The sequence below is a fragment of the Pseudovibrio sp. Tun.PSC04-5.I4 genome, assembly GCF_900104145.1.
Taxonomy (GTDB): Bacteria; Pseudomonadota; Alphaproteobacteria; order Rhizobiales; family Stappiaceae; genus Pseudovibrio.
In genome coordinates this window covers 643,328-667,223 of sequence record NZ_FNLB01000001.1, presented here as the reverse complement: position 1 = coordinate 667,223, position 23,896 = coordinate 643,328, and the positions used below count along the sequence as shown (strand labels likewise).

Here is a 23,896-nt window from a genome sequence, read left to right as displayed (position 1 = left end):
ATGGTTGAGATTGCACTTTTATCCGTCGCCGTTCTTGTCATTCTACTCACGCTTGGTGTGCCCCTGCCGTATTGCTTTGGTGCAGGTCTGATGACCATGTACTTTGTTGGTGATGTTGTCATGAAGGGCAACATGCTGTGGGGCTTCTACCAGCTCGGCAACCCGGTCCTGCTTGCTATTCCGTTGTTTGTCCTTGCTGGGACGATTATGAGTGTGAGTGGCATCGCCGCCAGTTTGCTCAATTTCGTCAATATCTTCATCGGCCATCTGCGTGGTGGTCTTGGTGTTGTGGCAACAATCAGTTGTGCCCTTATTGGCGCAATTTCCGGTTCCGGCCTCACAGGTGTTGCTGCGATTGGTCCTCTGCTCATTCCAGAGATGGAAAAGCAAGGCTACCCGCGTGCCTATGCAACAGCGCTCATCGCCAATGCATCCTTGCTTGGCCTGCTGATCCCGCCAAGCGTGACTATGATTGTATATGGCTGGGTCACGGACACGTCCATTCTGGCTTGTTTCCTCGCAACGCTTGGCCCCGGTCTGCTGATCATGTGCAGCTTCTCGGTGGTGAACCTGCGTCTTGCACGGAAGTTTGACCTGAAGCTTGAAGAACGTCCGCAGGGCAAAGCCTTTGTAAAAGAGGCCAGCTCTCGCGGGTTCAGAGCAACTCCAGCACTGCTTATGCCGGTCATCATTCTTGGTGGCATTTACGGCGGCATCATGACCCCGACAGAAGCGGCCGCTGTGGCTGTGATCTACGCGATCCCTGTTGGTTTCTTTATCTACCGTGGTCTGACTATCAAAACTTTCCTTGGTGCAGGTAAAGAAGCGGCAACATCCGTTGGCGCGATTATGCTGATGATCCTGTTCAGCATGATCCTCTCTCAGATGTTCGTTCTGGAAAGTGTTCCTCAGGAACTTGTGGAAGCTATCTTCGCCATCACAGACAACAAGGTCATGTTGCTGATCCTCATCAACGTCCTGTTGTTCCTCGTTGGCATGGTCGTCAATGATGTGACTGCGATCATTCTGATTGCGCCGCTGCTTTTGCCTCTTATGGATGCAATTGGCATCAGCCCAATCCAGTTTGCCGCAATTATGGGCGTCAATACCGCAATGGGCGGTGTGACCCCACCTTACGCTTCTATCCTTTATCTGGGTGCCCGCATCGGCAAGGTGCCAGTTACTCAGGTCATCCGTCCAGCCATGGTCCTCATCTTGTTTGGGTATCTGCCGGTGGTGTTCCTCACCTCCTTCTGGTCGGATCTGTCTCTCTTCATTCCGCGGTACTTTGGTTACTGAGCCCATCAGCACATAAGAACCGAAAGTGGGTTGTGGGAGCAGCTCCAATAACAGCAACCTAAGTTGCGATTGAAAAGAAAACACAGAGGTGAACTATGATTTTAATAGCATTAAAAACCACTCTCGCCCTTGCAACCATTGTCGGTGGTATGAGCGCAGTTTCCATGGCGCAGGCTAAAACGCTGAAGATCAGCCACATTCGCCCACAAGGGGCAACTGTTGATCTGGAAGTGAAGGACCTTTCCAAGCAGCTGGAAGCCTTAACTGAAGGCAATCTGAAGCTTAAGATCTTCGCAGCAAGCGCTCTTGGTGATTACACAACCGTTCAGGAACGTATTTCAGTTGGTGCTATCGACATGGCAGTGCAGCCAGCAGCTACCGCTGTTGAACGCAAGATGCAGATCAGCGCTTTCCCATACGTTGCAGAAAACTGGGCGCAGGCGCAAAAGATCTACGGTCCGGGCGGCGCTATTCATGATGCAATGAAGGGCCTTTACGCCAAGCAGGACATCACCATGCTGGCAGCCTACCCGGTTTACTTCGGCGGTATCGCGCTCAACCGTGAGGCTGTGTCTCCAGGTGATCCGAACGTAAGCAAAGGCATCAAAGTTCGTGTTCCCGGCATCAAAAGCTTTCAGCTGACAGCAGATGCACTGGGTTACATCAGCTCGCCAATTCCATTCTCAGAAGCATTCACCTCGGTTCAGACCGGTGTTGTTGATGGTGTGGTTGGTTCCGGCGCAGAAGGCTATTACGCTTCCTTCCGTGATGTTGCAAAAACCTACATCCCAGTGAACACTCACTTTGAAGTCTGGTACCTGATCATCAACTCCGAAAGCCTTGCCGATCTTGATGACAGCTCCCGCGCTGCGTTGATTGAAGCTGCGAAGGAATTTGAAGCAAAGCGTTGGTCTAAAGCGGAATCTGATCAGGGTGCGTTTGAACAAAAACTAGCTGGCTATGGTGCAACTATCGTTCCTCTCTCCGATGATGAACTGGCCGCTGCTGCGAAAAAAGTACGCACAGAGGTTTGGCCACAAATTCTGTCTGACATTGGCGCAGAATGGGGTCAGTCCATTCTCGACAAAATCGAGAAATAAAGACTTACACCGTTAGGTCTTCATAGGGATCAGGCAGCACTGACCCCCAACCGGCCCCCACTGGTTCCGGTCACCAAGCTGCCTGATCCACTCATACTTCGAGTAAGAACTCAGTCTTCCCCGTTTTGAAGCTAATCAATACAGGTCAGGTTCCAATGTTTCGTTCACTGCGTAAATCAGAGACTCGGAATGTCTCGCTCACACTCAACGGTCAAACCGTTCAGGTGGCAGAAGGCTCCAGCCTTTGGGCTGCTATGGCGTTGCATGGCGAAACACACACACGGCTTGCCGCTGTTTCCGGTGAGCAACGCTCAGCCTATTGCGCAATGGGCGTTTGTTTTGAATGTCTTGTGAAGATTGATGGTGTTTCAAACCAGCAAGCCTGCCTGACCACTGTTGTGGACGGCATGAGCGTGAGCAGCCAAAAGCTGACGGAACAGACCATCGCTCCGCTTTGTCAAAAAGAGAGAGCTGATCATGAGTGACGTTTTTGATATTGCAATCATTGGAGCTGGCCCCGCTGGCATGTCCGCAGCCTTGCAGGCAGCACAAAGCGGTGCCTCCGTAATTGTGCTGGACCGCAAAGCGACGCCCGGTGGTCAGATCTACCGGAACGTGACAGATAGTCCGCTGGAGAACCCTTCCATACTCGGCTCAGATTACACGGATGGCGAGAAATTGGTTCGTGCGTTCCTGAGTGCTGATATCGAGCGTCACCAGAATGCAGATGTTTGGCACATTGGCGAAAATGGTGAAGTTCTCTATTCCGTGAACAATCAAACCCGCCGCCTCGTTGCCCGTGAACTCATCATTAGCCCCGGCGCAATGGAACGACCATTCCCGATTGAGGGATGGCAATTGCCCGGCGTTATGACCGCCGGTAGCGCGCAGGTGATGCTTAAATCTGACGGACTTGTAAAAGACAACGCGATTTTTGCCGGATGCGGCCCACTGCTTTACCTCATCGTGGCTCAATACCTGCGCCTTGGTGTGACGATAAATGCGGTGGTTGATACAACACCAGCCGGATCGATTGGCCGGGCCTTTAAACATGTAGGTGGAGCGCTAAAAAAGCCTGCTTACCTCGTGAAGGGCCTGCTGCTGCTTAATGAGATTCGGCGCGCTGGTGTTCCTGTCTTCAAACAGGCCTCCGATCTAAACGTCATTGGCGAAAGCAAAGCTGTTGGATTGCAGTTCAAGCAGCACGGCAGAACCCACTCCGTCAATGCAGACCATGTTTTCCTGCATCAGGGCGTTATTCCTAACCTCAACATGACCCGCGCATTGGGGATGGAACATCACTGGTCCGAGCAACAGTTATGCTGGACACCCACCTTGGATGAGTGGGGCCAAAGCTCCATCCCACACATCGCCGTTGTTGGTGATGCTGCTGGCATTCAAGGCGCGGAAGCTGCGCAACATGCAGGCCAGCTCGCGGGATTAAACGCGCTGTGTAATCTTGGCAAGGTGAGCAAAGCAGACTTGGGCGCACAAAGCACACCGCATTTGCGGGCGATTGCGGCGTTCAAACAGTTTCGCCAGTTTCTCGATGCCTATTACCCGCCAGCTCGGGAAAACCGCATTCCAACTCAATCGACAACACTGGTATGCCGCTGCGAAGAACAAACTATGGGCCAGCTCCGCGCCGGATTTGAGCAAGGGGCAACGGACCCCAATGCTCTCAAAGCCTTGACCCGTTGTGGCATGGGGCCATGTCAGGGCCGCCAATGCGGGCATACGGTCAGTGAATTGCTGGCTGATTGGCAGAAGAAGCCGGTCTCCGAGGTCGGGTATTATCGTTTGCGTTCGCCTCAGCGCCTGTTGAGCTTGGAAGAACTCAGCCACTTCCAGCAGGTTCAGCCTTCCATGAAATCAGCTGAGGTGCCTTCATGAGCTTTGACGTGATCATTATCGGTGGCGGCATTCATGGCAGCGCCACCGCTTACCATCTCGCACAGGCCGGCCTTAAGCCGCTGGTGCTGGAGAAGGACTACGTTGGGCGTCATGCATCGGGTGTAAATGCAGGTGGGGTGCGCTTGCTTGGCCGGGATGAAGTCGAAATTTCGCTTTCACGCGTCGCGATGGCACGGTGGCAAACGCTGGATGAGGAACTGGGTGGTGATACGGGATTCCGTCGCCGCAGCCTGATCAACATCGCCAGTGATGATGCTGACATGAGAAAGATCAGCACTCGCATCAACCGCCTTGCAGAGCTGGGTTACGATCATGAAGTACAGCTCAACCAGCAGGAACTGCGCGAGCGCCTGCCCCATGTAGCGCAAGACTGCGTCGGCGGTGTTGTTTCCGAACTGGATGGTTACGCGATCCCCTATAAATCAACCAGTGCGTACCGCCGTGCTGCGGAGCGGATTGGCGCAAAGTTTCACGAGGGTGAAGCTGTGCAAAGCCTTCGGCAGATCGGTGAGGGCTGGCAGGTTCGCACCGACAAAGGCACCTATGATGCAGGCGTTCTGGTCAACTGCTCTGGCGCATGGGCAGACAAAACTGCTGTGATGATGGGTGATAACACTCCGATGTCCTACAGCGCTCCGATGTTGATGATCACGGCTCGTATGCCTCACTTTGCAGGTCCCGTTGTTGGTGCAATTTCGCGGCAATTGTCCTTCAAACAATTTGAAAATGGTACAGTGCTCATTGGCGGCGGTGCAAAGGGATTTGCAGACCGCGAGACCAATACAACACGGCTTGATTACGCAAAACTGGCTGCAGCAGCCGAAACCACCAAAACGTTTTTCCCGATTATGAAAGAGGCGGTTATCAACCGCATGTGGGCGGGGCTAGAAGCTTATATGCCTGACAACCTTCCGGTGATCGGGGCAGGGGTGAATGCCAAAAACGCCTATCACGCCTTTGGTTTTTCCGCACACGGGTTTCAGCTTGGACCAATCGTCGGTGATGTGTTGACCCAGCTCATTACAACGGGCAAAAGCACTTGGGATCTCAACGCATTTCGCATCGATCGATTTGACCGCAAAGTTCTCTGACACGTTCAAACATTGCAAATAAAAACAGGAAGACAAAACCCATGACCATCGAACGCATGGACTCCAACCACCGCATGAGCAAAATCGTAAAGCACAACGGCACGATCTACCTGTGCGGGCAAACGGCTGCTGATGATGCGAGCTGGGACATGACCGAGCAAACCAAACGCTGCCTTGCTAAGATTGATGCGCTTTTGGAACAGGCTGGTAGTGACCGCAACAAGATCCTCTCCACCACCATTTATGTGCGTGATATGAAGGATTTTGCGGCAATGAATGCTGTTTGGGATGCATGGGTTGCAGAAGGCGAAAAGCCAGCACGCGCTTGTGTAGAAGCCCGCATGGCACGCCCAGACATTCTGGTTGAGTTCACTGTAGTTGCAGCTCAATAATAACATCAGAGCCTGCTGGTCCTCATCAGCGGGCTCATTATCTGCCCCTTTCGCACCGCCAGAAAGACATACTGAATAACCGGAAAGCATAGCCCCGCTTCCCGGTTTTGGCACGCATTTGCGTAGAGCAATCCGCAAATGGATATACATGTCTCGTTGCTCTTATCGCTCCGGTTACTTTGTTTGCGGTTTCATCGCATTTCTAACCAACTGTTGAGCAAAAACACACGGGATCTGTATTAAAACACCACTCCAGATATCAATGCGAGCAGACCTTATGAGCCCACATATGCCCTTAGAGTTTCCCAATGCCCTGCAAGCTTTCAACTTGTCCTCCAACCTCTCATGAAACAGGGGCAGCGGGTTTAAGGATACAGCCTTTTCATTGATGACTGGAGGTCAGGGTGGCGCGGAAATTGAATGAATCCTCAGCAGTTATCGTTGGTGGAACATCTGGCATTGGATTTGCCGCAGCAAAAACGCTTCTAAAGTCTGGTCTCCAGAAACTGACCATTTGCGCCCGTGATGTGACCAAGGGCCGAAATGCCTTGAGCAAACTGGCTGCTGAATTCCCCGGCGCATACTTGCATTTCGTGCAGTGTGATGCCTCTGATCCTCACCGGACCGAAACAGCAATTACCCATGCCGAACTCGCGATGGGTCGGATAGACATACTTGTCAGTTCCGGGAGCATTGGAGCTCTCCCCAGACCACTGGAAGAAGTCAAAATGCAAGATCTCATGCCATCAATCACCGCTTTGATGTCCAGCATTTTGCACCCAGTTCGCGCTGTTATGCCCGTTATGACGAAACAACGCTGCGGTTCAATTATCTGCTTAACGTCTGATGTTGCGTTTAATCCTACATATGGCAGCACCGTCATCGGAGCTGGTTCGGCAGGCATTGTTATGTTTTGCCGCACATTGGCAGAAGAAGCAAAACTGTCCTGCATCCGGGTCAATTGTGTTAGCCCAAGTATTGTGCACGGAACTTCACTTTACGAAAGGCTCAAGAAAGATCCTTTTGCGTCTGATATCATTTCAAAAGTCGAGAAAAACGCTCAGCTGGGTGAGATCATGCCTGACGAAGTTGCCGAGGCGATCTGCTTTCTGGCCGGGCCGAATTCAGCAAAAATAACAGGGCAGACGATTAATGTTTCGGGTGGAAGCAGCACCGTTTGAGAGCAGCACTTTGCGCTGAAATGAACTCAAGGCGACCCAAACTGGCTTGGCGTTAGACCAAGGCGGTTTTTAAAAATTGAGCTCATATGCGCGTGAGATGAAAACCCACATTCATAGGCAACACTGCTGAGATTGTTCGGTTGGGCACGCAACAATCTCCGTGCGCGCGCAAGTCTCCGCTCAATTATGAAATCGTGAGGCGTTTTGCCGGTCGCTGCCTTGAAGGAGCGGTTAAGGAACCCAGCCGACAGGTTTACACAGCGCGCCAGATCTTCAACCGTGAGGGAAGAGGCCAGTTCGTCCTCAACCAATTCTTCAATCTTCTTCAACCGTGCATCCGTCATAGACGCAAAAGCCGACGAGGTGCTGTGGCTTCCCGCTTGAACCTGTTCAACCACGTCCAGCAGCGCAAGCAACTGTGCTTCTACCTCCAGCGGATCAACCTCCTCACCAGAGAGGAATGTCTTACGCAGCACATACGCACTGGTGATTGCTTTGGGTGAGATCGCATGATTGAAACGATGCTGATTTGAAAGCTCAGCGCAATAGCCGTTAGGTATTGCAAAGGTCAGATACTCACCGCCACACGCACTTTCAGATGTAACAGCACAGCCCTGCGGAACATAAGCCAGGCTGTTGGGCCGTGTCCAGAAATCCACCAGTCGATCACTGTTAAAAGCATGGGCCCCGCGCTGGCTTTCAAACGCAAAGCCAATGGAAGCCTGCTCTGCTGTATAGGCAGCACAATAGGCATTGCTGGGAAGCAGCTGAATGTTCCATTTGCCAATGATATGCGCCAGTGAGCTCATGCTCTCATTTATCCAATTCCGCAGTGCCTCATAAGACTTAGCCAGCCCTACTGATAGCTATACGCCAAATACATCTTTTCAAACAAGACAAGCCGCATACTTTCCAGCTTCCATTCAATCCAGAAAATCAATTTGCCCTCTGCACCCTTTATACCGAGGCCGTGGACACTGATAAGGTCAGTTTTTTGAAAGCCAACACAGCGCTGCAGATTTAAACTGAAGCAAGTTTATCTATTTTTCCTCTGCTAAAGGATGCCCTATGCCCCTGTTTTCGCTGGAAGACCTTGAAGCCGCTCACAAAACTGTTGGCCAGTTTGTGCCGCCAACGCCAGCCTATGCCTGGCCTTTGCTTGCCGAGCGCACGGGCGTTGATGTCTACATTAAACACGAGAACCACACGCCAACAGGGTCCTTCAAAGCCCGCGGCGGGTTCATCTATGTGGATTCATTGGTTAAATCCGGCGCAAAGCCGACCGGTTTGGTGACAGCGACACGCGGCAATCATGGCCAGTCCATTGCCCTTGGTGCGTCCCGCAATGGTGTCCCAGCCTACATTGTTGTCCCCGAGGGTAATTCTCTTGAGAAAAACGCCGCCATGCGCGCTTTTGGGGCAAAGGTGATCATCGCGGGGAAGGATTTTGACGAAAGCCGCAAAGTCGCTCAAAAACTGCATGAAGAACATGGCTATCATCCAGTGCCAGCTTTTCACGAAAACCTTGTCAAAGGTGTCTCAACCTATGCGTTGGAGCTGTTCCGCGCGGTTGTCGATCTGGATGTGGTTTACGTCCCGATCGGTATGGGATCTGGCATTTGCAGCTTGATCACCACCCGTGATCTGCTGGGCCTGAAAACCAAGATTATCGGTGTAACAGCGCAAAACGCGCCGGCATTCGCCCTGTCATTTTCCGCTGGCAAACCAGTGCAGACCGAAACGGCGAACACCTTTGCAGACGGCATGGCCTGCCGTGACCCGCAGCAGCAACCACTGGAGATTATTCTCAAGGGCGCTGAGGATGTGGTGACAGTGAGCGAGGCGCAAATCGCAGAAGCGATGGCGGCCTACTACACCGACACACACAATTTGGCAGAAGGCGCAGGTGCAGCTCCACTGGCGGCCTTGATGGCGAACAAACAAGCCCACCAAGGCAAACGCGCTGGTGTCATCCTCACCGGAGGCAATATAGATCTAAGCACGTTCCTAGAGGTAATGAACACACACCTCCAAGGCGCAGCCGAGCCAGTCTCTGCCTAGGTCAAATCGGGGAGGGGATACTCTCCTCTCCCCAGATCAGTATTGATGTAATCATCACTCCGGTTGGAGGTTTTGGTCTTCTATCGGAGTGTCGTCTGAATCGAACGACAGGAATCTCTTGTTCGCCCATGCAATGCCAACCAGCGTCAGCCCAAGGCCAATAAAGGATGTGGCTCTAGCAAGGCCATAAAGACCAGACATGTCGATGAAGAACACTTTGAGACAGGTCACACATATAAATGCAAGCCCGAGTTGTCCGACCCGCTTACGTTGCTTGATGGATGCAAAGCTGATGAGGCCAACCGAGAATATGAGCATAGCCACGGTGTAACTGTACAGTTCCTCAAGCAAGACACCTGGCTTTGTTAACACTGGTCCTTGCCAGAAGGCCCGAATTTCCAACCCAACGAACAACAGTAACATTAGTCCGGAGATGCCGCGTGTTACGTTCTGGAGCTTCGCATCAAGTGTCCAGAACCGCTCTGTCGCCAAAAGCAAGGCGAGTGCTGGATAAAGGTACGCGATGCTGAGACTATCAATCGGGAAATAGCCAAACACATAAGCACCGGATAATGGGTTCATCACAATGATGAAGACACAACTGAGAAGAGCAAGCCCCCAATAAACCAAGAACAGGTTGGACCGGAGTTTTACAAATGAACTTGAAATACTCATCCGCTTCAGTTGCACGCTTACCTGTACGGCGAAGATCAAAGCGTAAGTCCCGAATGTGACGTAGTTCGGTATATAGGCTTGGTCGCGATAGAACACATTGAGCAACGCACATCCAAACAAGGACAATGCAGCCCAAGCCGTCGTTTCAAAAACAACGGCTTCACTGGAACTATCCCTCTTATTGCCACGCCACCAGCCAACTGCGCACAGCAAAAGAACTGGTAGGAACAAGAGGGCAAGGTCCCCATAAGTGGCCTCGCCATGCTCTCTGACATAGCGCTGTGTGCTGAAGAAAATGACGGCACTCAGGAAGACATAAAAAGCTTTCCGTGCGTGTTTAAGGGCAAAAATATCTGAGATTTCAAGAACTGCAATTGCACTCATCATCAAGACGATGGGCAACGCTATTTCTCCAAGGAACAGATAGGCGAAAGGTAAGAATAACAAAAACGCAAGCGCTGAGCTGGCTTCCACACCAATCTCGAACTTTTTGTAAAACCGCCGGAAATAGACGGCCACGCAAGTTGCCAACCCCAGCGCAACAACATAGCCAAACGATCCAGCTTTGCCATAAAGATCCGGCGCTTGGAGCGACACAAACACATAGTAGACGAGTGTGCCGATACCGGGAAGGCCAACAGCTGCCCAGTGCCAATAGGTTGAGCGAACAGAACCACGCCCGCGCAGCAAGCTCCCCCCTGTTACAGCCGCAACGACAACAGTCAGGGTGCCAAGGAAATAGCTCATGTCCCCCGCTCCCATGCCCCATGGCGAACCCACGAGTCCAGAGAAGGTCAACGCAAATCCGAACAGGAGAGCCGGTGCGATGAGGTCCAGCGTTTCAGCTTTGGATAAAAAGAATACATGGCCGACGAGAAGACACCCAAACACCAGCACCATTGGTTTTATCAACTCTGTATTCAGGTGAGCGAAGTACAGGCCGAACAGCACAACAAGTGTTGCAACTGCGTAGCTGAGGATCGCGGGGTATGTTTGCCGATAGTTTTTGAACTCCGTATCCAGAGGCCACCAAGAGTAGGAGGATTTAGGCGGCACTCCAAATGCAGGGATAGTGAACGTAAGCACAAGAATAGCCGCAAGCATAACGGGTGTCAGGTTCAGCTCCGGCATTTGGGACTGGAGCAGAAAAACCCACACAAAAACGGAAAGGACGCTCAAGGCGGAGAGCCAAATCCATTTTCGCAACCGTTCAACAACAAAGCTTGTTGCCAGAACCATCGCAAAATACAGATATAACATCGCAGAAGGTTCTGTACTGCTCACCAGAAGCGGCGAGTAGTAAGCGCCCAAAATACCAACGGTCGCCAGAACGGGTCCGTAAAGAAGCCCTCCACCTATTGCGAGCCATGAGACGATTGCCAAACCAATAAACGTTGTTGTCGGCCCGATAAGCCCATACAGCGAGTAGGCGCCAATGGTTGCGCCAAACAAAGATGCCAGACCACCGCTGGCGGCAGCAACAAGCGGGCCAAACGGATCAACCGGTTGGGAACCTTGTTTGCGGCGGATAAACTCGGCACCGCAGATCAAAAGGAGTCCGAAGCCGATCGAGCTGCTGACCCGCATGGTCGGGGAAAGGACACCGTTTTCAATACCGTACTGGACAAAGAAAATGCCGCCAAACCCGAGTGAAAGCGCACCAAGCCAGACAACCCAGTTCTTTTTAAAGTTCCCCAGCATCGCCCTGAAGACCTTGCCCATCCAAGCTTCTGCTCGATCCCCTTGGCTCCGATGATTTGCCGAGTAATGAGGAGCACTTTGCTGAGGTTTTGCATCAGCAACGGACGGTGCAACACTCTCAGTCGCAACACCTTCATCTTCCAAAGCTTCAGAGGCACGTTTGGACAGCACCGCCTGCACGATTTCCGCGCGGGTATTTGCTAAGGCAGCAGCATTTCGAGCCGTTTTGGAGGCTTCAACCTGTTCTGCAACACCGCTGGTCGTTGCTGATACAGGCGGGTTTTCAACCACTGCTTCCTCTGGTTGTTGCCTGGTTTGGTTCGGGGCCTGAGTACGCAGGTCAGCAATGCTTTTATGCAGCTCTTTAACTTGATCATTCAGGAAATTTAGCTTGCGAGAAATCTCTACAAGAAGGCTACGCATGCCAATTCCAACAGCCAATAGAACGGCAATAAGCAAAAATATAATAATATCCACTGGAAGCCTTACGCCCTCAAAAATAATTCCTAATGCAATATGTATTCATACACATGAATGGTCAAATACACCATATTCAATAGCTGGAAATAAGACATACTTTCTTGCTTCGTTGGACAGCTTACCCAGCGACTGCGTTACTGGGTCACAACTCCAATCATAGGAGAACAGTTTACAAAAAATCAGAGTGAAGTGGGTATTCTGGCTCAGCTGAGCGGTGGTGTTTGTAAGAACAAGAACAACATGACCATTCCCGCTGCTGTAGCCAGTGATTTGGAGCTGAACATGCAAAACGGACTGGAACACGGTAGGTCAACGCGCGAACTCCCTGTTTCCCAGCAGCCGGAGGTGGATTACGTGCGCATCCGCTTTGCGGGAGACTCTGGCGATGGCGTTCAAATGACCGGCACACGCCTTGCGGAAGCTGCGGCACGCTTTGGCAATGACATTGCAACTTTTCCTGATTTCCCGGCCGATATCCGCGCACCAAGCGGCACTATTTACGGTGTCTCGGCGTATTCTCTCAATATTGGCCACACAGAAGTTGACACCTTTGGCGATGAGACAGATGCACTTGTGGCGCTGAACCCAGCTGCCCTGCGCAAATACCTTGAGGGTGTCAAACAAAACGGCCTGCTGATTATCGATGTAGATGCCTTTACCGAGCGGGCTATCTCCAAGGCCGGGTTTGCCGGCAACCCACTGGAAGACGGTTCCCTTTCCAACTTCCGCGTTTTGCCGCTGGAGATCACCAGCAGCACGGAAAAGGCGCTGAAGGAAACAGGACTTTCCTCCAAGGATGCCAAACGCTGCAAGAACATGTGGACCCTTGGTCTGGTTCTGTGGCTGTTTGAACGGTCCACCGCTGACGTTGAACTATGGGTCGAGCAGAAGTTTCACAAAAAGCCTGAGCTTGCAAAAGCGAACGTCCTCGCCCTACAGGCAGGGCACCTCTATGGTGAGGTAAGCGACCTTCCGCCGGATGTCTCGCGTTACCGCATTCAACCAGCCCCGCTGATGGAGGGCGAGTACCGCTCTATCAACGGCAACGAGGGCATGGCCTACGGCCTATATGCGGGTGCAGCGCTTGCTGGTCTTGAATTGTTTTACGGCTCCTATCCCATCACGCCCGCGTCTCCCTTGCTGCACACAATTGCGAAACTGAAGGAACTGGGCGCGATCTCGTTTCAGGCAGAAGATGAAATTGCCGCCGTCTGTGCGTCCATCGGGGCTTCCTATGCAGGGCATCTGGGGGTGACTGGATCATCCGGCCCCGGCATTGCCTTAAAGACAGAAGCCATCGGTCTGGCGATCATGACAGAGCTGCCGCTGGTTATTGTCAACGTCCAGCGCGGCGGGCCTTCCACAGGTTTGCCAACCAAGACCGAGCAGTCGGATTTATTCCAAGCCGTTTGGGGTCGCAATGGCGATGCTCCGCTACCCGTTATTGCGCCAGCACATCCCGGTGAGTGTTTTGATATGGGTGTGGAAGCTGTAAAGCTTGCCACCAAACACATGACACCATTGATGGTGCTCTCGGATGGTTACATCGCCAACGCCAGTGCGCCGTGGAAACTACCAGATTTCAGCGATCCGGCTTATGCGCCATTCCCCGTTAAAAAAGCCAGTGACCCGAACGGGTTCCTGCCGTTTGACCATGATCCGGAAACCATGGCACGCCCGTGGGCCGTTCCGGGAACCGCAGACCTCATGCACCGCATCGGTGGGTTAGAGAAGCAGGCCGGTAGTGGTGCTATCTCCTATGACGGTGAAAACCATCAGTTGATGACCCAGATCCGAGCGCAAAAGCTGGAAGCTATTGCCAAGAGCATTCCGCCACAACATGTGGAATCCGGTCAAACCACCGGCAAGCTGGCGTTGCTGGGGTGGGGCTCCAGTTGGGGACCGATCCGCGTGGCTGCCAGACGTGCTGAGCTGGACGGTAAATCTGTCTCCCACATTCACCTTCGCCATCTTTGGCCGTTGCCACTCAACTTGGAGGAGCTGCTCTCCGGTTTTGACCGCATCCTTATTCCTGAGATGAACAACGGTCAGCTTGCAACGATCCTGCGCAGTCAGATGGACTTGAAGTTTGAAAGCGTCACCTGCGTCAAGGGGCGTCCGTTCCTTGTACGTGAAATTGCAAAAATCATCGAAGATGTGTTGGGGGCGTGACCATGACTGATCTGAAACCAAAAGATTTCGCCAGCTCCCTTGATGTCCGCTGGTGTCCGGGTTGCGGTGATTACGCTGTTTTGAAAAGCCTGCATAAAGTGCTGGCAGATACAGGCGCGAAGCTGGAAGACACCCTGTGCATTTCCGGTATCGGGTGTTCCTCGCGTTTGCCCTATTACATGGCGACCTATGGTTTTCACACCATCCATGGCCGTGCGCCTGCCATCGCATCCGGTGCAAAGCTTGCCAATCCGGATCTGGATGTTTGGGTGTTTACGGGCGATGGTGACGGCCTTTCCATCGGCGGCAATCATTTACTCCATGCGCTACGCCGTAATCTAGATATGCAGATCATACTGTTCAACAACCAGATTTACGGCCTGACCAAAGGCCAGTACTCTCCAACCTCCAAACGAGGCGTGCGCACGCCAAGTTCTCCCGGTGGTTCAGTGGAAATGCCGCTTAATCCGGCCCGGTTTGCTATTGGAGCAGGGGCGAAGTTCATTGCCCGCAGCATTGATACGCAGGCCAAGGTGCTTGGGCCAGTTTTGGAAGCGGCGCGCGCGTTTGATGGAACAGCATTTGTGGAAGTGCTGCAAAATTGCGTCATCTTCAACGATGGTGCGTTTGATGATCTGAAGGACAAAAAGCTGAGCCCGGACCATACTCTGGTGGTGGAGCACGGCAAGCCAATGGTGTTTGGTGTCAAACGCGACAAAGGCATACGCGTCATGCCCGGCGGGTTTGGGTTGGAAATCGTTCCACTGGAAGAGGGTAGTTTAACTGAAATAGATCTTCTGGACCACGATGAAACCAACCACTCCCTCGCCCTCGCGCTTGCTGAACTTGGCGACAAAGACGGTGAACCTACTGTGCTTGGCATTCTCTTCCGCGAAGACGCTCCCGAATTTGGCGCCGCCAGCCATGTCGGCCTACCGGAATACCCCCTGAGCATGAACGAAAAACTCAGCCGCCTCTCCGCAACCCTGCGCAAAGCTGAAACGTGGGATGTTGGCGAAGAGGTGCAGTAACGCGAACCGCAAATGAGACGATGTGTGCAGGCGTTTTTGGTGTACGATTGTTGACCGCTCATGGCCTTGTTGGGTGTGCGGCAAGATCTCAAGTGCAAAATAACGAGGGGATGGCGCACCATCTCCTCGTATTTTCAACAAACTGCCCCACGCACAACAACTGCACGCCGCAAGAGTGCAAAATTAGTGTTCTGGCAACACGCCTTTCGTCAGGCAGATATTGCCATAGTGGCGGGTTTCCCCAGTCTGAACCACCGCGTAAGCGTTTCGTGCATTTTCATAGAACTGGGACCGGTTTACGTAATTGAGCCGGATTTGGGTATCGGTATGCTCGTTGAGCAGCTCCTGAAACGCGGAAATCACTTCTGGGGCGTCTTCCATATCCTCTGGCGTTTGCATGACGCTGGCGGGCGCATCCTCTTTTTCTTCGACGGGAAGTACTTCCAAGACGGCCTTCAGAACATCTGTTGCCGAAATTCCATCCAAACGGATAAGACGCTTGGCAGTACTTTCGCCGGGAAAGTTGGCATCGGCTATGACAATGGTGTCGCCGTGGCCCATCGCCCGAAGAGCGTGAAGAAGATTAGGGGACAGGATAGGATCAATTCCGCGCAGCATGGAAAACCTCATTAGGTGTTTGAAAAGACGCTATAATAGTCTTCGCAGAACCGGGAGAGATTGCCAAGGTGGAATGCAGTTCAGGATATTGATCCCATCCGTAAAGCCCTAAAGTCAGGTCAAAGATAGCGCTCAGGATTTTGCTGGTTTGCTCAAGCTTTGTGCCCTCAATATCCCACGCAGAATTGTTGATATCGGTACAACCGTAGGACAGTGACACCCACCACTAGGCCATTGACTGGCAGGGTATGCGGAAATTAATTCATCCGTGTATTTGGAGAGTATATGACAGCGGAATGAGCTGGATGATTGGCGTAGGAGGCACCAGCGAGATGTTCCCAACTGGTAACTTGAGCTCACATACGACACCGTTCATTCGCATCCTCTGTTGGAGCAATAATACTCGTATGATTGAGAAGTCTGCATATTAGATGCCATACATGATATGACGTTTAGCCGTATATCTCGGTTGGGGGCAACGCATTCGCAAGTGAAAAATTGCTGTATTTATTATATTTTAACTAGTTAGTTTTTACTATGTATAAATCACCATATCTCATCTATTCGTGAGTTTTTTAATTACTGCACATTTCGCAGGGTATTCGTTAATGCATAGATTACAGTTACTCCTTTTGGGAGTGCTTTTTTTGGGCGGATGTAGCACAACCGGCATATTTGAATCTGCTCACAAGCAAACGACTGAATACTTCTATGTACATAAAGAAAGACGTAACTGGTGTTACACCAAAGTAAAAGGTAATGAGGCCGTCGCTCAGGTCTGCGACCTGAAGGGTAAGTTGAGATACCGCCCGTATCCCGTCCTAAAAAATACCCCTCCAGGACCATTACCAGCCCCGGTGATCGCTTTGTTCGACTATGCCGAGACCATTGAAAAAACTGGTGTGAACCCGCAGGCTCTTGTTCGCTGAACAAGGCGGCCTATTCCACCAGAAATGGAATGTCGTTGAGTGCATAAACGCCCGCTTCAAGTTCGTAACGAATACGCGGCTTGCCGTTCTCCAATAACATTATCCCTTTATCATCAATATCTACGCTGAATATCTTGTCGTCACAGCGCACTTGCTGATCTAGTGGCGCAGCTTGGGCTGATAGAAAATCCAACTCGTTGCAGTAGGCGACGATGCCGTGGGAGAAAATCTCTTCACTCACGTTCCAGAGGCGAGCCACCAAGTAGGCATCGCGCATATGGCTTTCTGGCGTTATTCGGCCATTATCTGCGCTGGCGTTTAGCTCTTCAAACAGTTCCGCGCCCTTTAGTTTTGCGCCTTCGATAAATATGCCGCCATCGTTTTGCTCATTTTGCTTCACCTTCGGAGAGCCAGCACTCATCTCGCTGGTATTGCCAAGAAACTCAAAATAGAGCGCGTTTGCATGTTGAACAGTGGTTTCAGCAGAGCTGTTTTCCGCTGTCAGTAACCCCACAGACAGGATTGCAATTCCTCCCAGCAATAGTTTGGAGAACAGATCACGGGTAGTTTGCCGTGCAGATTTTATGCGATGATTACACATGCTTCCTCACAATGCGGGGGAGAACGCGGCACTCCCCACTGGGAATGCCGCTGATACTTAGCAACCTACTGGGATCAAAGTGGTGTGCTGCTCTTCAAGAGTGCGCTTAGTCTGGATGAAAACAGGATCATGATGCTTGTTTACAACCCTCGCACCGTTCATCTGCATGTTACCCTGCCAGGAGCGGGATGCACTGCGCAGCTTGATGCCGCGTGTGTTGAACTCAATGAGCGCGCCTACTTTTCTCACTTCAAAGCAGCGGTCTTTATTCTGGAATTCACGTTTTGTGAATGTCTCGGCTTGGGCAGCTGTCATTGCCAAAGGAAGAGACACAGCAAAAACTGAAGCAAGTGTCGCGCAGGTGGAAGCTTTAAAGATATGGCTAAATTTCATTACAACCCTCATCTGGTAGATGTACCAATACAATAAAGTATAGGCACGATAAATACTCTGTATGCTTGTATATTTTCCGATGAACATGGCTCATCTGGGCATATAAAAGTTTAAATACGTGAGATAATCAATATTTAATTTGAAAATTTAAATGAAAAGAAAAGTATTGCTGTAGCGTATATAATTTGCACTTGTAATATGAAGTAAACATGGAATTTAAAATGGCGAGCGGACTTTGTTATGCTATTGAAAACGCGCGAAATAGTGTTAATTGAAGTGTGCGTGTATCCTGAGCTGCATACATGCAAAACCATAAAATGAGAACGCAACTCCCCTCATTTAGTCTTTCATATTTTAGGGAGTTCTGGCCGAAATCACTTTAAATGCAGAATGCTATAGCGGAATTGAATTCATTTATAAAAATCACTCAGAGTATTTTGGGTTAGTATTTTCAGTGGTGCGAATGGGTTAATTTTTCAGAAATCGGAGAATTCTTGCGAAAGAAGTCTCTCGAAGTTTTAATGAGATGCATTAATCTTTTCCAAGAGCCCATTTGTGCGCGTAGTCTTTGAAGGATTTAAACACCGGGCTCTGGTACTTCTCCGTGTTGTAAACGAGCGAGAACTGTCTCTGCAGAGGTTTTTGGAGTGCAATCACCTCCAATCTCCCATCTGCAACAGCGCCAACAACCGAGCGTTTTGAGAGGCAGGCATGGCCAAGGCCCGCAGCAACGGCATTTACAATGGCGGTGGTACTGTTCAGCTCAAACGCTTCCACCCATTCATTCAGGTCTGACCCGATCTCTTTATAAAAGAACTCCCGTGTACCAGACCCAGGTTCGCGCAATACCCATTGTTTTCCCTCTAAGATGGAAAGCGGCTGCGGTGCCCCCCTATCCTGTTCACCGGTGGACGCGCGCACGATAACCATCTCGTCTGACATCCACGGTTCGACTTTTAGCTTTTTCTCACGGATTTTTGCTTCGATGAACCCCAAATCCAGTTCGAAGTCCAAAAGCATCCGGCAGGTTTTGGTGCTGTTGGAGAGCATGAGAGATTGGTGCAGATACCCCGTATCCCGGCGAAAATCACCGAGCAGCGTGGGCAGCAGATGATTTCCAATCGTGTAGCTGGAGCCAAGGCGCAAATTACCGTTGGTTGCATCATCAGCCTCAAAGATCTGGGAGATGGCAGCAGCTCTGTCCAATAACTCATCTGCCAGTGGCAACAACCGCCTGCCTTGTTCATTTAAGATGAGTTGTTTGTTGGCTCTGTCGAATAATCGCCGCCCAAGTTGTCGCTCCAGCTCACTCAAAGCCATGGAAATTGCCGATTTAGTGAGGTGCAGGCGTCCTGACGCAGCGGTTAAGGACCCTTCCTGCGTAATCGCGACAAACACTTTTAGCTGACGAAACGTTACATTCATTTCTTAAAGTGGCCTAACCTGAGTGTATTTTACCTATTCGTTCAATTTAATTGAACACAGTATTCAAAATATTCAAATTTCCATAACATTGCAAATCAACTAGGTTGAAAAAGTTGTAAGTCATCGTTTTTTCACCTTTAAGTTATTGGCCTTTCCTATGAACATACTCAGAAACCGCCTTGCTAACGTTCCCGCACCCTTGGGCGGGCTTGCCCTCGGCATCGCAAGTTTGGGTTGGAGTTGGGAAAACGCCGGAGACTTTGGCGGAGCGCTACAACTCACAGGCGCAGTCTTGGCGAGCGTTTTGCTCATCTTCCTGATCGGAAAAATCACGCTGGCTCACAAAGCGCTTTTTGAGGACCTTCGCCACCCTGTTGTTGGCAGTGTTGTCCCCACTACGGCCATGGCGCTGATGATTTCATCAAAAGCACTTTCCGAGATCAATGTAAATTATGGAGAGGTCATCTGGCTTGCGGGCATCGCGCTGCATCTGGCCTTTTTGGCGGCCTTTATATACCACCGTGCCAAAGATTTTAAGATCCAGCAAATGGTGCCCAGTTGGTTTGTTCCGCCGGTCGGCATCATCGTGGCACCTGTTGCCTATCCGGGAGGCGCATTCGAAGGGCTTGCTCTTTTCCTTCTGTGGTTTGGTCTTATTGCCTATGCGGTCATGTTGCCAATGATGCTGTACCGCCTGATTTTCCATCCCGAGGTGCCGGATGCTGCAAAGCCAACAATCGCCATATTGGCAGCACCAGCAAGTCTTTCACTGGCTGGGTATCTGGGTGTTGTTTCTCAACCATCCCCGATTATGGTTGCGGTGCTTGGCGGTATCGCTGTCTCAATGACAGCGTTGATTTATATCTCATTCCTGCGTTTGCTCCGACTTCCGTTCTCACCCGGGTTTTCTGCCTTCACCTTCCCGTTGGTGATCGGCGCAACGGCTCTCTTCAGAACCGTCAACTGGATGAAAACACTGGACGCTCCAGCAGAGTTGGTGTCTCAGGTGAATACTCTGGCCCTTTTTGAGCTTTATGTGGCAACTGCAATCGTCGCCTATGTCAGCTTTAAATACCTGATGTTCTTCGCACCGGCGTTCCTGCCAGCCAAAGCACCAGAGCGACGGGCCAACTAACTGGATTTGCTGAACATCTTGGTTTTGTCAAACAGTTTTTCCAAGGTGTTCATGCGCTCGCGGGTGATGTCCCATGTTGAGGTGGTCATTGCCTCAATCATCGCCTCCAGAATGAACATGATGACAACAGTACTATCCCAAGCGGAGGGCGCTTCAATGCGGGCGTTGAAAACGTACTCAGCATTGACCGCCGCTGGTGAGGTCCATTGATCAGTAAACACGATGACGACGACACCGCGCTCGCGGGCGAGATCTACAAAGCGTAGAATGTCGTGCTCGTAACGGCGAATGTCGAAGACAACAACAATGTCTCCCGGTTTCATGTTCAGCAGGTAATGCGGCCATGTGTTTGCATTGGAGGCAATGGCGATCACGTCATCGCGAATAACCTGCAGGTGGGTGAAAAAATAATCCGACAGCGCCCGTGTAATTCGTCCGCCCACAATGTGGACTGCACGGCTCTGGTCAGTCAGAATCTGCACCGCCCTATCAAACTCCTGCGTATCAATTTGTTGTAATGTTTGTTTCAGGTTGTCGATTACTGCGTCAGCAAACCTGTTTAAAATATGTGCATCTGGTGCATTGCGGGTCCAGCGCTCTTGTTTGGCGATGGGGTTTGAAAGGGTGGCCTCCAACTCATTCCGCAAGGCTGCCTGAAGCTCGGAAAAGCCTGCAAACCCAATCTTTTGTGACATTCTAACAACGGTTGGGCTGGACACGTTTGCAGCCTTTGCCAGCTCGGAAACACTGCCTAGTCCACAAACCGGGTAATTTGCAAGAAGCGCGACCGCAAGCTGGCGCTCAGCGCGTGTTAACCCATTAAAATGCCCCCGTAATTTCTCCGCTACTGTCTGTTCTTGTGGGTCCTGCACGCGTGTCACCTGTTTTTATATGTAATTTTGCCTAGTTTTTAGGCTTTGTGAAACGATCCATTCAGATTACCTTCTTCAGGAACGTTTCTTTCAGAATCTGTTTTACGGGTAAAATCTCTGAAAGTTCAAGCAAAAACAAGATGTATCGGAGGGGTGGTCTTGTCTCAGGTCAACAATGACCAGATAGATTCTACCGTGGGCGCAACGGTTGAAACGATTAATACAGGCGGTTCGGCACCGATTGTATTGGTTTGTGAACATGCCTCAAAAACAATTCCTGCTTCTCTGGATGGGCTCGGATTGAGCCGGAAGGCTGCCGAAAGCCATGCAGCCTGGGATCCGGGTGCCTTGGCCGTCGCTTTACTTCTATCCAAACAGCTAGACGCTCCGCTCGTCGCTCAGAGAATTTCGCGCCTCGTCTATGATTGTAATCGCCCGCCGGAAGCGCCAAGCGCCATGCCGGAAAAAAGCGAGATCTACGATGTGCCGGGCAATGTTTGTCTGAGTGACGAGCAGCGATTGACCCGTACCGAGCAATACTACCGCCCGTTTCAAAGGGCCGTTCGCAAAGCGTTGGATGGGAAGCTGGCGGCAAGCCAATCGCCCATCATGGTGACCGTGCATTCCTTCACGCCCGTTTACAACGGCAAACAGCGTGATGTTGAACTCGGAATTTTGCATGATGATGACACGCGGTTTGCAGATGCTTTGCTCGCCGTTCTGGAAGGCAATACGGACTTTAATGTCCAGCGAAATGAGCCATATGGGCCGGAAGACGGGGTTACGCATACCCTCGTTTGTCAGGCACAGTCACGCGGTATTTTAAACGTCATGATTGAACTAAGAAACGATCTAATCGCAAAGGTGGAAGGGCAGGAGAAGCTGGCAAAGCTGTTGGGAGATGCAATTTTGCATGGTTTGTCGGGCTTCAAAGAGAGCTCTGATCGCCGCGACGAAGGATCTGATTCAACAACAAGGGCAGCGAGATAACATGCCAAGGGGAATAGTTGTATTCATCAGATATGTGGACTGGATCACCAAGTATGTTGGTCGGTTTGCCATGTATCTCATCTTCGTCATGCTGGGGGTTTTGCTTTACTCCTCGTTTGCAAAGACGTTTTTAGCACCACCTTTGTGGACGCTGGAAACAGCACAGTTCACCATGGCGGCCTATTACCTGCTTGGCGGCGCATATTCCATGCAAACCCAATCACATGTGCGCATGGATTTGTTTTACGGATCGTGGTCTCCGCGGCGCAAAGCGGCCATGGATGTCATGACCATCCTGCTTTTGATCTTCTACCTTATCTTCCTTCTGTATGGCGGTCTTTCCAGCTTGGAATATGCCCTCAAATACGGCGAGGAGAGCTACTCGGCCTGGGCCCCTAAAATGGCGCCCATTAAAGCCGTTATGTGTTTTGGAATATTTTTGATGCTGCTCCAAGCAATTGCGACGTTCTTTAAAGATCTGGCAGCCGCCCTTGGGAGGCCCATGCCATGAGCTATGAACTAATCGCCGTTCTTATGTTCTCCAGCATGATGCTGATGCTCCTCACCGGGCAACGCGTGTTTGCTGCAATCGGGTCTGTTGCTGTTATTGCTGCCTTGCTTTTGTGGGGCAATGGCGGCTCTGAAATGGCCTTTTCCGCCAGCATGAAGCTGATGAAATGGTATCCGCTCCTCACGCTGCCACTCTTCATTTTCATGGGGTATATGCTCTCTGAATCCGGGATTGCGGAGGATCTTTATAAGATGTTCCACGTCTGGACCGGAAACCTGCCTGGTGGATTGGCGATCGGCACAGTCGGCCTCATGGTGATGATATCTGCCATGAACGGTCTGTCTGTTGCTGGTATGGCAATTGGAGCAACCATTGCTCTGCCCGAACTGCTACGCCGTGGGTATGACAAGGTGATGGTGACGGGCGTTATTCAGGCCGGTTCCTCACTGGGCATTCTTGTTCCGCCAAGTGTTGTGCTGGTTCTGTACGGCATGATTGCCCGTCAACCCGTGGGTAAACTCTGGCTTGCCGGTGCGTTGCCGGGTCTGTTGCTTGCTGGTTTGTTCATTCTTTACATTGTGGTCCGCTGCAAGATTCAACCCGAACTTGGGCCGGTTATTTCTGCGGAAGAGCGTGCGCAAATAACGTTCTCTGAAAAACTGCGCCTTTTGCGGGCTGGCATCATTCCGGTCGCTATTTTCTTCTGCATGACCGGCCTGTTTTTGATGGGCATCACCAGTCTGGTGGAAAGTTCTGCGGTTGGGGCAACAGCTGCAACAATTGCGGCTGGTTTAAAAGGTCGCCTCAACTTCCGGCTTATTCATATCACCACGGAAAAGACGCTTCAGATCAGCTGTATGTTCATGTGGATCATTCTGGCAGCTCTGTGCTTTGGGGCCGTGTTTGATGGACTGGGCGCAGTGCGTGCCATTGAAGGCTTCTTTGTTGGCGACCTTGGCCTTGGTCCATGGGAAATCCTGCTCCTGATGCAGCTTTCCTACATTGTCATGGGTATGTTTTTGGATGACACGGCCATGCTGGTGATTGTGGCTCCGCTTTACATCCCATTGGTGAAAGTGCTGGGTTTCGATCTTGTCTGGTACGGCGTGCTGTACACCATCACCTGTCAGATCGCCTACATGACACCGCCGTTTGGCTACAACCTGTTCCTGATGCGCGCTATGGCACCGCCGGAGATTTCGCTGACTGACATCTATAAGTCCATCGTTCCGTTTGTGGCGATCATGGTCTTTGGGTTGGCTCTTGTTACGATCTTCCCGCAGATCGCTCTGTGGCTACCAAATCTTTATTATGCACGCTGACGA

At 51.3% G+C, this 23,896-nt stretch carries 22 protein-coding genes; 15 read left to right on the top strand and 7 right to left on the bottom strand.

The window, feature by feature from the left end:
- The 7 genes from BLS62_RS03125 (at nt 1) to BLS62_RS03095 (ending at nt 6,977) form a co-directional block, all read left to right on the top strand.
- Nucleotides 1-1,299, top strand: coding sequence for a TRAP transporter large permease (locus tag BLS62_RS03125; RefSeq protein WP_093176795.1), 1,299 nt, complete (start codon nt 1-3; stop codon nt 1,297-1,299).
- A gap of 95 nt (nt 1,300-1,394) precedes the next feature.
- Nucleotides 1,395-2,399 (top strand): TRAP transporter substrate-binding protein DctP, encoded by a 1,005-nt coding sequence (gene dctP / locus BLS62_RS03120; protein WP_093176792.1) that lies wholly within the window; start codon nt 1,395-1,397, stop codon nt 2,397-2,399.
- Between the two features lie 155 nt (nt 2,400-2,554).
- On the top strand, nt 2,555-2,884 hold the full coding sequence (locus tag BLS62_RS03115; RefSeq protein WP_093176789.1) for a (2Fe-2S)-binding protein: 330 nt from the start codon (nt 2,555-2,557) through the stop codon (nt 2,882-2,884).
- Entirely contained in the window at nt 2,877-4,292 is a 1,416-nt protein-coding gene (locus BLS62_RS03110; RefSeq protein WP_093176787.1) for an FAD/NAD(P)-dependent oxidoreductase, read from the top strand. Before BLS62_RS03115 ends, BLS62_RS03110 begins: the two co-directional genes overlap by 8 nt.
- Entirely contained in the window at nt 4,289-5,404 is a 1,116-nt protein-coding gene (locus tag BLS62_RS03105) for an NAD(P)/FAD-dependent oxidoreductase (RefSeq protein ID WP_093176784.1), read from the top strand. The genes BLS62_RS03110 and BLS62_RS03105 overlap by 4 nt, the downstream gene beginning before the upstream one ends.
- A 41-nt stretch (nt 5,405-5,445) precedes the next feature.
- Nucleotides 5,446-5,796, top strand: a complete 351-nt coding sequence (locus BLS62_RS03100) for a RidA family protein (protein WP_093176781.1) — start codon at nt 5,446-5,448, stop codon at nt 5,794-5,796.
- A gap of 404 nt (nt 5,797-6,200) precedes the next feature.
- The gene (locus BLS62_RS03095) at nt 6,201-6,977 is read left to right on the top strand and encodes an SDR family NAD(P)-dependent oxidoreductase (protein ID WP_093176778.1); all 777 of its coding nucleotides are present in this window, start codon (nt 6,201-6,203) and stop codon (nt 6,975-6,977) included.
- Nucleotides 6,978-7,003: 26 nt separating this feature from the next.
- Here BLS62_RS03095 and BLS62_RS03090 read toward each other — a convergent pair whose 3' ends face one another.
- The gene (locus tag BLS62_RS03090; protein WP_093176775.1) at nt 7,004-7,786 is read right to left on the bottom strand and encodes a helix-turn-helix domain-containing protein; all 783 of its coding nucleotides are present in this window, start codon (nt 7,784-7,786) and stop codon (nt 7,004-7,006) included.
- A 259-nt stretch (nt 7,787-8,045) separates the two neighbouring features.
- On the opposite strand from BLS62_RS03090, the gene BLS62_RS03085 reads away from it, so the two are divergent.
- Complete coding sequence (locus BLS62_RS03085; protein ID WP_093176772.1) at nt 8,046-9,038, top strand: threonine dehydratase; 993 nt, start codon at nt 8,046-8,048, stop codon at nt 9,036-9,038.
- A gap of 54 nt (nt 9,039-9,092) precedes the next feature.
- Here BLS62_RS03085 and BLS62_RS03080 read toward each other — a convergent pair whose 3' ends face one another.
- A complete protein-coding gene (locus BLS62_RS03080) occupies nt 9,093-11,837 on the bottom strand; it encodes a DUF2339 domain-containing protein (RefSeq protein ID WP_093176992.1) in 2,745 nt (914 codons plus the stop codon).
- A 246-nt stretch (nt 11,838-12,083) separates the two neighbouring features.
- Here BLS62_RS03080 and BLS62_RS03075 point away from each other — a divergent pair, with 246 nt between their 5' ends.
- Complete coding sequence (locus BLS62_RS03075; RefSeq protein ID WP_208990656.1) at nt 12,084-14,066, top strand: 2-oxoacid:acceptor oxidoreductase subunit alpha; 1,983 nt, start codon at nt 12,084-12,086, stop codon at nt 14,064-14,066.
- 2 nt (nt 14,067-14,068) lie between these two features.
- Nucleotides 14,069-15,097: a 2-oxoacid:ferredoxin oxidoreductase subunit beta gene (locus tag BLS62_RS03070; RefSeq protein WP_093176769.1), complete on the top strand. Its 1,029-nt coding sequence runs from the start codon at nt 14,069-14,071 to the stop codon at nt 15,095-15,097.
- A 183-nt stretch (nt 15,098-15,280) separates the two neighbouring features.
- Here the strand turns inward: BLS62_RS03070 and BLS62_RS03065 are convergent, their stop codons facing one another.
- A complete protein-coding gene (locus tag BLS62_RS03065) occupies nt 15,281-15,715 on the bottom strand; it encodes an RbsD/FucU family protein (protein WP_093176766.1) in 435 nt (144 codons plus the stop codon).
- 647 nt (nt 15,716-16,362) lie between these two features.
- Here BLS62_RS03065 and BLS62_RS03055 point away from each other — a divergent pair.
- Nucleotides 16,363-16,644 (top strand): hypothetical protein, encoded by a 282-nt coding sequence (locus BLS62_RS03055; RefSeq protein WP_143521484.1) that lies wholly within the window; start codon nt 16,363-16,365, stop codon nt 16,642-16,644.
- A gap of 10 nt (nt 16,645-16,654) precedes the next feature.
- Here BLS62_RS03055 and BLS62_RS03050 read toward each other — a convergent pair whose 3' ends face one another.
- The 3 genes from BLS62_RS03050 to BLS62_RS03040 form a co-directional block, all read right to left on the bottom strand.
- Complete coding sequence (locus tag BLS62_RS03050; protein WP_093176758.1) at nt 16,655-17,245, bottom strand: hypothetical protein; 591 nt, start codon at nt 17,243-17,245, stop codon at nt 16,655-16,657.
- 57 nt (nt 17,246-17,302) lie between these two features.
- Nucleotides 17,303-17,638, bottom strand: a complete 336-nt coding sequence (locus BLS62_RS03045) for a hypothetical protein (RefSeq protein WP_093176755.1) — start codon at nt 17,636-17,638, stop codon at nt 17,303-17,305.
- 531 nt (nt 17,639-18,169) lie between these two features.
- Entirely contained in the window at nt 18,170-19,063 is an 894-nt protein-coding gene (locus BLS62_RS03040) for a LysR substrate-binding domain-containing protein (protein WP_093176752.1), read from the bottom strand.
- Between the two features lie 157 nt (nt 19,064-19,220).
- Between BLS62_RS03040 and BLS62_RS03035 the strand changes: the two genes are divergently transcribed.
- Nucleotides 19,221-20,198, top strand: coding sequence for a TDT family transporter (locus BLS62_RS03035; protein ID WP_093176986.1), 978 nt, complete (start codon nt 19,221-19,223; stop codon nt 20,196-20,198).
- Here the strand turns inward: BLS62_RS03035 and BLS62_RS03030 are convergent.
- Entirely contained in the window at nt 20,195-21,070 is an 876-nt protein-coding gene (locus tag BLS62_RS03030; RefSeq protein WP_093176983.1) for a MurR/RpiR family transcriptional regulator, read from the bottom strand. The genes BLS62_RS03035 and BLS62_RS03030 overlap by 4 nt on opposite strands.
- A 183-nt stretch (nt 21,071-21,253) precedes the next feature.
- Between BLS62_RS03030 and BLS62_RS03025 the strand changes: the two genes are divergently transcribed.
- From BLS62_RS03025 to BLS62_RS03015, 3 genes are read left to right on the top strand one after another with little or no spacing between them, the layout of a single operon-like run.
- Nucleotides 21,254-22,060 carry an N-formylglutamate amidohydrolase gene (locus tag BLS62_RS03025; protein WP_208990669.1) on the top strand — a complete coding sequence of 269 codons (807 nt, stop codon included), beginning with the start codon at nt 21,254-21,256 and terminating at the stop codon, nt 22,058-22,060.
- A gap of 1 nt (nt 22,061) precedes the next feature.
- The gene (locus BLS62_RS03020; RefSeq protein ID WP_093176746.1) at nt 22,062-22,571 is read left to right on the top strand and encodes a TRAP transporter small permease subunit; all 510 of its coding nucleotides are present in this window, start codon (nt 22,062-22,064) and stop codon (nt 22,569-22,571) included.
- Nucleotides 22,568-23,893: a TRAP transporter large permease gene (locus tag BLS62_RS03015; protein WP_093176744.1), complete on the top strand. Its 1,326-nt coding sequence runs from the start codon at nt 22,568-22,570 to the stop codon at nt 23,891-23,893. Before BLS62_RS03020 ends, BLS62_RS03015 begins: the two co-directional genes overlap by 4 nt.
- The last annotated feature ends 3 nt before the right edge of the window (nt 23,894-23,896 follow it).